General features: G+C 31.9%; 14 protein-coding genes. 3 read left to right on the plus strand and 11 right to left on the minus strand.

The window, feature by feature from the left end:
• Window positions 1-15: 15 nt before the first annotated feature.
• From K7H06_RS18535 to K7H06_RS18540, 3 genes are read right to left on the minus strand one after another with little or no spacing between them, the layout of a single operon-like run.
• Window positions 16-696 carry a permease gene (locus K7H06_RS18535; protein WP_343216797.1) on the minus strand — a complete coding sequence of 227 codons (681 nt, stop codon included), beginning with the start codon at window positions 694-696 and terminating at the stop codon, window positions 16-18.
• Window positions 697-708: 12 nt separating this feature from the next.
• The gene (locus K7H06_RS21500; protein ID WP_343216798.1) at window positions 709-963 is read right to left on the minus strand and encodes a hypothetical protein; all 255 of its coding nucleotides are present in this window, start codon (window positions 961-963) and stop codon (window positions 709-711) included.
• Window positions 964-1006: 43 nt separating this feature from the next.
• The gene (locus K7H06_RS18540) at window positions 1007-1333 is read right to left on the minus strand and encodes an ArsR/SmtB family transcription factor (RefSeq protein WP_246637578.1); all 327 of its coding nucleotides are present in this window, start codon (window positions 1331-1333) and stop codon (window positions 1007-1009) included.
• 250 nt (window positions 1334-1583) lie between these two features.
• Between K7H06_RS18540 and K7H06_RS18545 the strand changes: the two genes are divergently transcribed.
• Window positions 1584-1988: a CvfD/Ygs/GSP13 family RNA-binding post-transcriptional regulator gene (locus tag K7H06_RS18545; RefSeq protein WP_223037491.1), complete on the plus strand. Its 405-nt coding sequence runs from the start codon at window positions 1584-1586 to the stop codon at window positions 1986-1988.
• Between the two features lie 48 nt (window positions 1989-2036).
• Here the strand turns inward: K7H06_RS18545 and K7H06_RS18550 are convergent, their stop codons facing one another.
• From K7H06_RS18550 to K7H06_RS18570, 5 genes are all read right to left on the minus strand, one after another.
• A complete protein-coding gene (locus K7H06_RS18550) occupies window positions 2037-2981 on the minus strand; it encodes an AEC family transporter (RefSeq protein WP_223037492.1) in 945 nt (314 codons plus the stop codon).
• Between the two features lie 74 nt (window positions 2982-3055).
• The gene (locus K7H06_RS18555) at window positions 3056-3850 is read right to left on the minus strand and encodes an ABC transporter ATP-binding protein (RefSeq protein ID WP_223037493.1); all 795 of its coding nucleotides are present in this window, start codon (window positions 3848-3850) and stop codon (window positions 3056-3058) included.
• The gene (locus tag K7H06_RS18560; protein WP_223037494.1) at window positions 3825-4718 is read right to left on the minus strand and encodes an ABC transporter permease; all 894 of its coding nucleotides are present in this window, start codon (window positions 4716-4718) and stop codon (window positions 3825-3827) included. The genes K7H06_RS18555 and K7H06_RS18560 overlap by 26 nt, the downstream gene beginning before the upstream one ends.
• Window positions 4718-5740: an ABC transporter substrate-binding protein gene (locus tag K7H06_RS18565; protein WP_223037495.1), complete on the minus strand. Its 1023-nt coding sequence runs from the start codon at window positions 5738-5740 to the stop codon at window positions 4718-4720. Before K7H06_RS18565 ends, K7H06_RS18560 begins: the two co-directional genes overlap by 1 nt.
• Window positions 5741-5985: 245 nt before the next feature.
• On the minus strand, window positions 5986-6408 hold the full coding sequence (locus tag K7H06_RS18570; protein WP_223037496.1) for a HutP family protein: 423 nt from the start codon (window positions 6406-6408) through the stop codon (window positions 5986-5988).
• 155 nt (window positions 6409-6563) lie between these two features.
• On the opposite strand from K7H06_RS18570, the gene K7H06_RS18575 reads away from it, so the two are divergent.
• Window positions 6564-8021, plus strand: coding sequence for an aminoacyl-histidine dipeptidase (locus K7H06_RS18575; protein WP_223037497.1), 1458 nt, complete (start codon window positions 6564-6566; stop codon window positions 8019-8021).
• Window positions 8022-8042: 21 nt separating this feature from the next.
• Here the strand turns inward: K7H06_RS18575 and K7H06_RS18580 are convergent, their stop codons facing one another.
• Window positions 8043-9113 carry a tartrate dehydrogenase gene (locus tag K7H06_RS18580; RefSeq protein WP_223037498.1) on the minus strand — a complete coding sequence of 357 codons (1071 nt, stop codon included), beginning with the start codon at window positions 9111-9113 and terminating at the stop codon, window positions 8043-8045.
• Between the two features lie 206 nt (window positions 9114-9319).
• Here K7H06_RS18580 and K7H06_RS18585 point away from each other — a divergent pair, with 206 nt between their 5' ends.
• Window positions 9320-9808 carry a DUF3794 domain-containing protein gene (locus K7H06_RS18585; protein WP_223037499.1) on the plus strand — a complete coding sequence of 163 codons (489 nt, stop codon included), beginning with the start codon at window positions 9320-9322 and terminating at the stop codon, window positions 9806-9808.
• A gap of 36 nt (window positions 9809-9844) precedes the next feature.
• On the opposite strand, the gene K7H06_RS18590 is transcribed toward K7H06_RS18585, so the two are convergent.
• Both K7H06_RS18590 and K7H06_RS18595 read right to left on the minus strand, forming a co-directional pair.
• Window positions 9845-10765: a DMT family transporter gene (locus tag K7H06_RS18590; RefSeq protein WP_223037500.1), complete on the minus strand. Its 921-nt coding sequence runs from the start codon at window positions 10763-10765 to the stop codon at window positions 9845-9847.
• 131 nt (window positions 10766-10896) lie between these two features.
• Window positions 10897-12003: an HD-GYP domain-containing protein gene (locus K7H06_RS18595; protein WP_223037501.1), complete on the minus strand. Its 1107-nt coding sequence runs from the start codon at window positions 12001-12003 to the stop codon at window positions 10897-10899.
• Between the last annotated feature and the right edge of the window lie 73 nt (window positions 12004-12076).

Below are 12076 nucleotides of genomic sequence, written 5' to 3' on the forward strand. Positions count from 1 at the left end.
TTTTTAACTTAACATCTATAAAATAATATTAAATAAATATCCTACAAGTATAATAGCTGTCCCTGTAATAGCAATAAATATGCCAATAAGCTTTGGTTTCATTACTTGCTTTAAAAGAATCATCTCAGGAAGAGACAAGGCTACCACACTCATCATAAACGAAAGCGCCGTTCCAACTCCTACCCCTTTACCAATCAAAGCCTCTACAATAGGAACTGTTCCTACTGCATTTGAATAAAGAGGAATTCCTAATACAACAGCTACAAAAACTGCAAGTGGATTATTAGGTCCTGCATATTTTACTAAAAAATCTTGTGGTGCATAGCCATGAATCCATGCCCCTATACCAATTCCTAATATAACATAAATCCATACTCTCTTTACAATATCCTTCACTGCATCAAAAGCAAATTTCACTCTTTTTTTATGATCCATCTCTTCAATCACTGCTTCCCCCATATGAATCTCATAAACATAGCTTTCTACCAAATGGGTTAAATGAAGCTTTTCAATAATGATTCCTGCTACAATCCCTATAATCATTCCTGCAGCTGTATAAAGAAATGCTATTTTAAATCCAAAACTAATAAATAAAAAACCTAATGCAATTTCATTAACAATTGGTGATGTCACTAAAAATGTAAATGTAACTCCAAGTGGAATACCCGATTCCACAAAGCCTATAAATATAGGCACTGTGGAACATGATCAGAAGGGTGATAATACCCCTAATATAGCTGCTGCTACATGGGCCCAAACCCCACCAAATTTTGAAAGCATTCCTTTTACTTTCTCTGGTGGAAAATAGCTTCTCACATAAGAAATGGTAAAAATCATAAAACTAAGAAGTAAAATAATTTTTAACGTATCATAGATGAAAAAGTCCACACTATCTCCTAATCTAGAATGTAAATCTAACCCTAATAGTTTTTCTACAACCCAATCAGCAAATCCTTTTAACATTTATTCTCACTCCCTTCTTAATTTTCTTTTTATTATTCACAAGTTATTTTTTCTTAATCCCTAATTGCTCATGTGCTTCTTCCAATTGTTTTGCTAAAATATCTTTTACTAAATCTAAAATCTTATAGATTTCTCTATATCTTACACTATATAAAACTTGTAGTCCTTCTTTTCTACTATTAAGTATTCCTTTATCCTTTAAAATCTTAAGGTGCTGTGATACATTCGATTGCTCTAACTCTAAATCTTCGTAAATATGGCATACACAAAGATTCTCTTCATTTTTTAAACGTTCAAGAATCTGAATACGTGTAGGATGCGCTAAAGCTTTTAACAGAGATGCTGATAATTCATAATACATAGCACTCATCATCCTCCCTCCTTACTATATTATAATATTCTAATGTAATTATATACAATAGGATAGCTTTATGCAATAGTTTTTTATATAATCATAAATATTTTAAATTTTTCCTTTATTCTCCTTATGAAATACTCTAAATAGATAAAATACCCTTATTTATCATTTTTTTATTGACAAATTCAATTTTCATTTCCTTGTTTTTTTCATCTATTGTGGTATACTAGATAAGGAAAATAAGATAATTAGGAGTGTGCTTATGTCAAACAATATTGAAGCTGGAAACATTGTAGTAGGAAAAGTAACTGCTATCAAACCTTTCGGTGCTTTCGTAGCAATCGAAGAGGGAAAAGAAGGATTAGTTCATATTTCACAAATCGCTCATGGATTTGTAAAAGATATCAACGAGCATCTTTCTGTTGGTGATGAAGTAAAAGTAAAAATCTTATCTATGGATCAAGAATCTGGAAAAATTTCTCTTTCTATTCGTGAAACATTACCAGCACCTGCACCTACAGAACGTAAATCTGAACAAAGATCTGAACGTCCTCGTCGCCCAAGACAAAAAAGAGGCGGAATGAACTACCAAGATCCAAAGAACAACGAAAGCTTTAATCCTCTTGGAGATCAATTAAAAGCTTGGTTAGAACAATCTAAAAAGTAATAAAAAGAACCCACTGTTTTCGCTTTTGCATACAGGGGTTCTTTTTAGTTACAAACTTAATAAAATTGTATAAAGAGGAATGAAAAGTAAGCTTGCCATAGTTGTGACACTCACCATAACAGTGGCATATTTATAATCCGCTCCATATGCTTGTGCTACAATTGCACTTTGAGTCATTACTGGCATAGCTGCTTCTATAACAAACACCTTTTCCATTAATAAGGGTACCTCAAAATAATAAAGAGTTGTTAAAACCAATAATGGGCAAAATACAAATCTTCCGATCAAAAGAACTATCATATTCTTGTCAAAATAAATATCTTTTATATGAAGACTATGGATAATAATTCCTATGAAAAACATAGAAATGGCTGTAGTAAGATTTCCTATATATCTACAACTATCCATAATAAATTTTGGTGGATTTATTTTTAATATTATAAAAATAAGTGCTACTAAAAAACCCATCAATGGGGGAGAAAAAATCCGTTTCAATGTATTCATCGTAAAAATTCCTTCTCCATCATCATTCCCACTATCTTTTCGAATATAATATACCCCAATCGTCCAAAAGGTAGTCGTATTAGCAATATAATAAAGGAGTACCATCGGAACACTTTTTTCACCGAATAAAGCTAAGTTTACAGGAAGTCCTATAAAAATTGTATTGGATAAAGCAAACATAGACTGAAACAGACCTTTCCTCTTAGGAGGAATTTTTAAAACCCTTGCTATAAGTATACTGATTCCATAGGATAAAAACATGGTTGAGAAAGCAATACCTATACCAATCTTTGATTCCATTAATATATCCTTATTAAAATTCTTCATTAAATTTGAAAACATCAACGCTGGCAGGGATACTCTAACTACTAGCTTTGAAAACAATTTGGAGATATTCCCATCAAACCATCCTTTATGGGTTAAAATATACCCTACACCAATCATCATCACAATACTAAATACACTTTGTACGGCATCTCCTATGATCATTTCTATATCTCCTTTTTTCTCTAAATTTATCTTATTATATAAGGACTGTCAACTATAGAAAAATCACCTGCTATTTACGAAAACAGCAAGCGATCACTGATTAAATCATCTGATTGATTTTTTTCAAAACAACTTAATAACTTTTGAATCGTTAATTTTTTCTTTTCTTCTCCTTTTATATCTAGTACAATTTTTCCTTTATGCAACATTAATAGCCGATTACCAAGATGGATAGCTTGATTTAGGTTATGGGTAACCATTAGGGTTGTCATTTTTCTCTCTGTAACGATTTTTTCTGTACGCTCAATAATGATCTCAGAAGTTTTTGGATCTAGTGCAGCTGTATGCTCATCTAAAAGAAGAATATGAGGACTCGATAGAGTAGCCATCAAAAGAGATAAGGATTGTCTTTGTCCTCCAGATAATAATCCTACCTTTGTATACAATTGATCTTCAAGTCCTAATGACAACTGAGATAAAAGTTCTTTAAATAGAGGTATATCTTTTTTAGAAACACCCATTGAAAAATTGAATTTTTTTCCTTTATTCATAGCCATAGATAAATTTTCTATGATATTCATAGAGGGGGACGTTCCCATAGTAGGATCTTGAAAGACTCTTCCAATTGCTCTTGTACGCTTATATTCTGGCTTTCCCGATATATCCTGATCCTTTAATAAAATAGCGCCTTCATCTGCTTCAATAGACCCTGATATAATATTTAAAAGGGTTGATTTGCCAGCTCCATTACTCCCAATGATCGTAATAAAGTCTCCATCTTCCACATCTAAAGAAAATCTATTAAAAATTGTTTTTTCATTAACTGTATTTTTATGAAATGTCTTACACAGATTTCGGATTCGTAGCAACAGATTCACCCCCTATAGAGAATAATTTTTTTCCTTTAAAAGGATTTCTCCCTTGATTGATTGCTAAAGCTGTAACAACAATAACCGCAGTAATTAATTTTAAATCCGTTGGTGGAAATCCTAATCTAAGTGCAAAAGCCGTACTCGTTTTATATAAAACAGATCCAAATAAAGCCATTGTCGTAGGAACAATTAAAGGAACTCTTTTAAAAATGGCTTCTCCAAAGATAATAGAAGCAAGACCCATAACAATGATCCCTGTTCCCATACCAACATCTGAAAATCTTTGATATTGGGCAACCAAGGAACCTGATAATGCTACTAATCCATTTGAAATCATAAGTGCAATAATCTTAATCCTTCCTATATCGATTCCTAAAGAAGTAACCAATTGAGGATTATCCCCTGTAGCTTTTATAACAAACCCAAATTTTGTTTTTAAGAAAAGATCTAATACAAACTTTACAAATATAGCAAATATAAGAATAACAAAAATAGGCTTTATACCACTACTGAAAATAGTTTCTTTATTAAAAAGAGGAACATTTGCTTTTCCCATAATTCTTAAATTAATAGAATATAAACCAATCATTACTAAAATTCCTGATAATAAATTCGTAATTTTAAATTTCACATGAAGATATCCTGTAACTCCTCCTGCAATCATCCCTGCTATAAGCGAAACTACAGTTGCTATCAATGGATGAATATCCATGACCAAAAGTGCAGCTGTAACAGCAGCCCCCAGTGGGAAGCTGCCGTCTACTGAAAGATCTGGAAAATCTAATATCTTATAAGTAATATATACACCTAGAACCATTACTCCAAATAATAATCCTTGCTCTAAAATATTTAACCAAAAGCCCATTATTTTTCGCCTCCTAAAAGCTTAGCTTTGTCTTTTAAATCTTGAGGCAATTCAATTTTTAATGCTTTTAAAGTATCTAAGTTAATTACTAACTCAGTTTCCTTTAAAGTCTCTATAGGCATATCTTTTGGATTTTTTCCATTCATCACATCTACTGCTGCAATTCCTGTTTGAAACCCTAATTTGTAGTAATCAATTCCTTCTGTAGCTAAAGCTCCATTTTCTACATGAGCTCTTTCTGCCCCAATGATTGGTATATTTTTCTTCATACATTCTGCTGATACTAAAGGCATAGCTGAAGCAACAAGATTATCTGTAGGAGTATATAAAACATCTATTTGATTAACTAATTCATTTAATGCTTGTGCAGCTTCATTCACATTTGTAATTCCTGTTGTAATGATTTCTAATCCAAATTCAGGTGCTGCTTTTTTTGCACGCTCAATTTGTATTTCAGAATTTGTTTCACTTGTATTATATAAAATACCAACTTTTTTCGCATCTGGAACTAATTTTTTCATCAACTCAAATTGTTTTTTAATAGGTGCCATATCACTGGTTCCAGCAACATTTGTTCCTGACTTTTCCCAAGACTCCACAAGGCCTGCTTTTTGTGGGTCTGTCACCGCTGTAATCATAATTGGAATATCCTTTGTTGCATTAAAAGCTGCTTGAGCGGTTGGTGTTGCAATGGCCAATATAATATCCTTTTTTTGTGATACAAAGTTTTGAGCAATTGTTTGTGCCGTTGGCATATCCCCTTGGGCATTTTGAAAATCAATTTCTACCTTTTCTCCATCTTTAAATCCTTTTTCCTCTAATGCATCAATAAATCCTTTTCTTGCCGCATCTAATGCTGGATGCTCTACAATTTGAGTAATCCCTATTTTTATCTTGCTTTCTTTACTTTCTGCTTCTGTTTTTGTTGAAGTTTCTTGACTGCCACATCCTACTAAACCTACCAATAACAATAATCCTACTAAACCTAATGAAATACTCTTTAAAAATCTTTTTCCTACCATGCTACCATCCTCCTAAATATTTAAAATAAAAAAACTCTCATAGCGAGAGTGTTTTTGCGTATCAAAATAAACCCTTCTAAAAAGGGGATATTTTACCCTATTTCCTACAAAAACTACCCACCTACATATTTTCATAACATTTATAAGCTTCTATCTACTAATCTACCAATCTACTAAATTAAAATTGATTATATAGAAAATTCCTATATTTGTCAACACCAAATACAATATTAAGAATTTTGAAATTATTTCATGTCAGGAATAGATCTATGGGCCAATCCAATGACAACTTCATTTAAATGAAGCAACCCTATACTCATAAAAATGCATACACTTAAATGTTCTCCATATCTTGCAATACCAATTTTGCCTCCAGCATTCAACCCATTTGCCTTTGCTGCTACCTGCATAATCGCTTCTCTTGCTGCTCCTGCAACAGCTCCATCATGAACATGGGACTCGATAATTACACCTGTTCTTCTTGATGAAACAATAGCTCTTTCTATAATTTTGGGAATAGAATCAATTAAATTTCCACCTATATCAACTGCTACTGTCTTAATTCCTATATTTCTAAACTTTTTTATCAGTTCCTCTTCCCCTCTCCTTGAAGAAGAGATAGCAATTTTAACAGCTGATCTTGCAACGTCAAGACTATCATATTTCATTCTTTTTCCTCCTTATGTATTCCTTCTAAGTTTTATATTATTATATCCCTATAAGAAAGTAAAGCTTTCAAATTTACAAATATTAGTGTAATAATTTTACATATATTCTAAAAAATATTATAATGGTTTTAAGCTTTAAAGAAAGGATGATTTATATGAGTAATGTTTTAGAAAATTTAAAACCTGCATCTGTTTTTAAGTATTTTGAAGAAATATCAAACATTCCTAGAGGTTCTGGCAATGAAAAAGAAATCAGTGACTATTTAGTTACTTTTGCAAAAAAACATGATTTAGAAGTTATACAAGATGAAGCACTTAATGTAATTATTAAGAAAAAAGGAACAACTGGATACGAAAATGCCCCTACTGTCATTATTCAAGGTCATATGGATATGGTTTGTGAAAAAAATAGTGATACAATCCATGATTTTGAAAAAGATCCTATTAAACTAAGAATTGAAGAGGATATGATCTATGCTACAGACACTACCCTTGGTGCTGATGATGGTATTGCAGTAGCTTATGGTCTTGCACTTTTAGCATCAGATGATATTCCACATCCTCCTTTGGAAATCCTTATTACAACATCAGAAGAAACAGGTATGGATGGTGCCATCGCTTTGGACCCTAAAAATATAAAAGGAAGACTTTTAATCAATATTGACTCTGAAGAAGAAGGTTTTCTTTTAGTAAGCTGTGCAGGTGGTATGAGAGCAAGACAAATCCTTCCAATTGTTTGGGAAACTACAAATAAAGAGACTCACGCTTATCATATAAGCATTAGAGGTCTTCGTGGTGGTCACTCTGGAGGAGAAATTGATAAAGGTAGAGGAAATTCTAATAAATTAATAGGAAGATTTTTAAATGATTTATTAAATACATTCCCTTATGTTATGAATAAAATCAGTGGTGGATCTAAAAACAATGCTATTCCAAGAGAAGCTGATGCTGTTATTTTAATAGATCCAAATCATACATCAATATTAGAAGAAAAAATTAACGAATGGAATAATATTTTCAAAAATGAACTAAGAATTTCTGATCCAGAAGTATATATTGGTTATGAAAAAGTAGAAAATAATTTTGAAAAAGTATTTTCAAAAGAAACAACTCAAAAAGCAGTTGAATCTCTAGTACTTATTCCAAATGGCATTCAAAGCATGAGTATGGAAATTGAAGGTTTAGTAGAAAGCTCTACAAACTTAGGGGTTGTGACAACAACCAATGAAGAAGTTACATTTGAAAGTGCTATCCGAAGCTCTGTTAAAAGCTTAAAACACAATATATCAAACCAATCAAAATTAGTTGCTGATGTTCTAGGATGTAAGTTTATAGGGGATGCTGATTATCCTGAATGGGCATACAATCCTGATTCTAAACTTCGTCCAACATTTGTAGACGTATACGAAAAGCTTTATGGTAAAAAACCTGAAGTAACAGCTATTCACGCAGGACTTGAATGTGGATTATTTAAAGAAAAAATCAATGATTTAGACATGATTTCCGTAGGTCCAAATATGTTTGATGTACATACACCTGATGAACATTTAAGTATTTCTTCTACAGAAAGAACTTGGGATTATCTTCTTGCTGTATTAAAAGAAATAAAATAAGATTAGGCCTAAGGCCTAATCTTATTTTTTTATAACTTCACAAATCAACTCTCCCACTTGACTAGTCGTACCACTTCCACCTAAATCAGGTGTAAGTTTTTTCCTATCCTTTAAAACTTCTACAATCCCATCCATTATTTTTTCTCCTAAATCTTCATGCTCTAGAAAATCAAGCATCATTTTTACTGTCCAAATCATAGCAATAGGGTTTGCAAGTCCTTTTCCTGCAATCTCTGGTGCAGAACCATGTACCGGCTCAAACATAGATGGATATTCTCTTTCTGGATTGATATTTGCTCCAGCAGCAAACCCAAGACCTCCTTGTAGTGTTGCTCCAAGATCTGTAAGAATATCTCCAAAAAGATTAGATGCTACCACTACATCAAAAGTTTCTGGACGTTGAATCATATACATAGAAGTAGCATCTACATGGAAGGATTCTGTCTTGATTTCCTTATGCTCTTCTGCTTTTTCCTTGAATAATCTATCCCAAAAAACCATGCTGTAATTTAATGCATTTGATTTTGTTACACTAGTAACCTTATTAAATTTATTTCTCTCCTTCGCTAATTTAAAAGCATACTCCATCACCTTTTCTGTATTCTTTCGAGTAAATACACTGGTTTGAATGGCTACTTCATCCTCTGTTCCTTCTCTTTGAATTCCTCCAACCCCTGCATATTCTCCTTCTGTATTTTCTCTAACAAAGACCATATCTATGTCTTCTACACCTTTATTTTTTAAAGGACAGTCCGTATCTGTCAAAAGCTTTATAGGTCTTAAATTAATGTATTGGTTAAATCCTTGTCTTATTTTTAATAATAAATCACGAAGAGATATATGATCGGGTACCCCAGGAAAACCTACTGCACCCAGAAGGATAGCATCATATTTTTTTAATTTTTCAAGTCCATCCTCATCCATCATTTTCCCTGTGGTTAAATAATATTCACATCCCCAATCATACCAATCAAAAGTAAATCCTATATCTTTATTCAATTCCCCTAATGTATTTAATACCTTGATCCCTTCATTCATGACTTCTATACCTATTCCATCTCCAGGAATGACTGCTATCTTATAATTTTTCACTTTTTCTCCTCCTTCGTATATTTATACCTATTTCTGAAACTTTATCATTATCATACTATATCCACATACAAGGTTCAATATAACTTGTCATAAAAAAACAAGACAAACTGTGTCAAACATTCTTCTTTAGAATACTATGTATCAGGACAAGAAAAAACATAAATACTTGTTCAAATCTATTCTAAATAAAAAAAGGAGAGAATATTATGGCTGAATTAATTAAAGTACCAAAGGTTGTTGGTACTGGTTCTACCCAATATCTATCTGTAGTTGAAATTCCTCTATGTGTACCTGCTTTTGAAATTGTAGATATTATTAAGAAGGTAACCATCACAGGCTGTAAAGTTATTAACAATAAAGTAATTATTAATGGTAATTTAAGTAAAAATATTATCTATAAAACATTAGAAGAATCAGAGCCATTTCCTGGTTTTCAAAGAGTCTGTGGCGATGTAGTTCATACCACAGTAAATATTCCTTTTTCAACCTTTATAGATGTAGAAGGTGCTTTAGAAGATGACGAGTGCCATATTGAAGATGCTTTTGTAGAAGGATCAGAAGAAATCGAACAAGATTTTAATGAAGATGGTACCTTCAATTCCCTTGAAGAAAAAACAGTTATTAAAATAGATGTAAAAGTTACAAGATTAGAACAAATATGCGTTGAAACATCAGAGGATTGCTTCCAAATATAATTATTTTAAGGGCTTCTTATAGAAGCCCTTTTATCATCATGACACTTCTTTTGTTTTCTTTTGTGGAAATAAAAAGCTAAGCTTCGTTTCTGCAATAATAATAGCACAAAAGATAAGAATACATCCTAACACCATACGTATATTTAAAAGATCTCCCATAAGCATTACCCCAAAAATCGTTCCAAACACAGACTCTAATGATAGAATAATAGCTGCATGAGTAGATGTGGTATATTTTTGTGCTACATTTTGAATAAAAAACGCTCCCATCGTAGATACAAAAGTCATATAACTCAAGGAGATAATTAAATCAACTGCATTCCCTGTAAACTTTGGTACCGGTTCAAGGATTACTGCACCAATAATACTTAATATCCCTGTTACTGCCATCTGTATAGTGGCAAGATTGATAGGATCCATCCCCTCTGCGAAATGTCCTACAGAAGTAATATGAGCTGCAAAAAATATTGCACAAAGAAGGGTAAGTCCATCTCCTATTCCAATACTTAAACTTCCTTGTAATGTCAAAAGTCCTATTCCTATAGCACATAAAAACGCTCCCATCAATGCGTACCAATCTGGATGTTTTTTTGTAATAATCCATACTAAAAAAGGTACAATAACCACATTTGTTCCTGTTAAAAATGCAGATTTACTAACAGTTGTATATTGCAAGCCTATAGTTTGAGTTATAAATGCTATCCATAAAAATATTCCTACAATGGTCCCATATTTCAAATCCTTTTTTGTGATTTTTATTGTTTTTTTCCAAAATATAATCCCTAATGTAATAGAAGCTACACTAAAACGTAACGCATTCATATAAAAAGGCTTGAGAATATGTAAAGTATCTTTCATTACAATAAAACCACCACCCCAAATCATGGCTACTAAAAGCAACGAAAGATCTGCATATACACTTATTTTTTTGTTTGATGCTTTTTCTAGTCCTGTCATTTCCTTTCCCCCTTGTTTTGTAATATTATGTTATTAAAAGCAATTTATGTATTTATCGTCTCACGAATTAAAATTTCCGTCAAGTTCTATTTTATGCCATAAAAATAAGAGCATCTAGTTTTAGTTGCTCTTTATATTTCATAACATATCCCGTCTATTACTATATTCGTTTCTTTTTTCAAATCACATAAAAAGGGTTCAACAATTCTTTCATCTTGCTTAATCACCTTTACAATAGGTCTTAATATATACAAACTATTTATTTCCTCTACTACAGCTATACTATGATTACTTAAATATACAATCGTTCCAATAGGGTAAGGATTAATTTTTTTACAAAAGGTTTTCACCATATCTATATTAAAATGACTTCCACCTGATCCCATGATATATTCTACTGCTTCATTAGGTGGAACCGCTCTTCTATAAGATCTATCAGAAGTTAACGCATCATACACTTCTGCTACAGCAGTAATCTTTGACAAACTATATATTTGTTCTTCCTTTAATCCAAAAGGATATCCACTACCATCTACTCTTTCATGATGCTGTAAGGAAACAATTCTAATTTTATTCCCCATGTCTGAGTTTTCTCTTAAATGATTATACCCTCTCGTTGTATGCTCTTGCACGATCTTATACTCTTCAGGAGTTAGTTTTCCTTCCTTATTTAGGATATCTTTTGGTATAAACATTTTTCCTACATCATGTAGCATTGCACCCATGGTTAAATCATAAAGATCATTTCTATTAAGTCCATAACCGATTCCTAATGTAAGAGCCAAAATTGCTGAATTTACACTATGGTTGTATGTATAATTGTCTGTGCTTTTAATATCCACAAGATTAATCATAATTTCTTTTTGACTAAATATATCATCTACTATTAACTTTGTAACCTGTTGTAAATCCTCTATTTGTTGTTCTGATTGATCATGAAGTTTTTTCTTTTGGAAAGTATTTAGTCCCTCATTATCCATATCCCCATAGGTATTCAAAGTAGCCCTAATAGTAGCAATGGCCTTTTGTCTTACCTGAGGTTTTATAATATCATCTAATTCTCCTTGACTAAATTCATCAAGGATATAAACAGAATAAAATCCACTTTCTTTGATTTTATCCTTTAATCTTTCACTAATTTTCACGCCTTTTGCCAATAAAATACGACCTTTATCATCATATAGAGCTTGTGCTAGAAATGAGCCTTCTTTTACTGCATTTATCGGAACTAATCGCATATAATCTCCCTTTCATGGAGTATTTAATCCTTTATCAAAATGAGTTTTCTACTATATAAACATTATTTCGGTC

Origin of the sequence: Crassaminicella profunda (assembly GCF_019884785.1) — a bacterium.
Lineage (GTDB): Bacteria > Bacillota > Clostridia > Peptostreptococcales > Thermotaleaceae > Crassaminicella > Crassaminicella profunda.

Coding starts and splice junctions, on each gene's coding strand:
- K7H06_RS21500 (WP_343216798.1), bottom strand. CDS start 963: ATGTTAAAAGGATTTGCTGATTGGGTTGTAGAAAAACTATTAGGGTTA.
- K7H06_RS18540 (WP_246637578.1), bottom strand. CDS start 1,333: ATGAGTGCTATGTATTATGAATTATCAGCATCTCTGTTAAAAGCTTTA.
- K7H06_RS18545 (WP_223037491.1), top strand. CDS start 1,584: ATGTCAAACAATATTGAAGCTGGAAACATTGTAGTAGGAAAAGTAACT.
- K7H06_RS18550 (WP_223037492.1), bottom strand. CDS start 2,981: ATGATCATAGGAGATGCCGTACAAAGTGTATTTAGTATTGTGATGATG.
- K7H06_RS18560 (WP_223037494.1), bottom strand. CDS start 4,718: ATGGGCTTTTGGTTAAATATTTTAGAGCAAGGATTATTATTTGGAGTA.
- K7H06_RS18565 (WP_223037495.1), bottom strand. CDS start 5,740: ATGGTAGGAAAAAGATTTTTAAAGAGTATTTCATTAGGTTTAGTAGGA.
- K7H06_RS18570 (WP_223037496.1), bottom strand. CDS start 6,408: ATGAAATATGATAGTCTTGACGTTGCAAGATCAGCTGTTAAAATTGCT.
- K7H06_RS18575 (WP_223037497.1), top strand. CDS start 6,564: ATGAGTAATGTTTTAGAAAATTTAAAACCTGCATCTGTTTTTAAGTAT.
- K7H06_RS18585 (WP_223037499.1), top strand. CDS start 9,320: ATGGCTGAATTAATTAAAGTACCAAAGGTTGTTGGTACTGGTTCTACC.
- K7H06_RS18590 (WP_223037500.1), bottom strand. CDS start 10,765: ATGACAGGACTAGAAAAAGCATCAAACAAAAAAATAAGTGTATATGCA.
- K7H06_RS18595 (WP_223037501.1), bottom strand. CDS start 12,003: ATGCGATTAGTTCCGATAAATGCAGTAAAAGAAGGCTCATTTCTAGCA.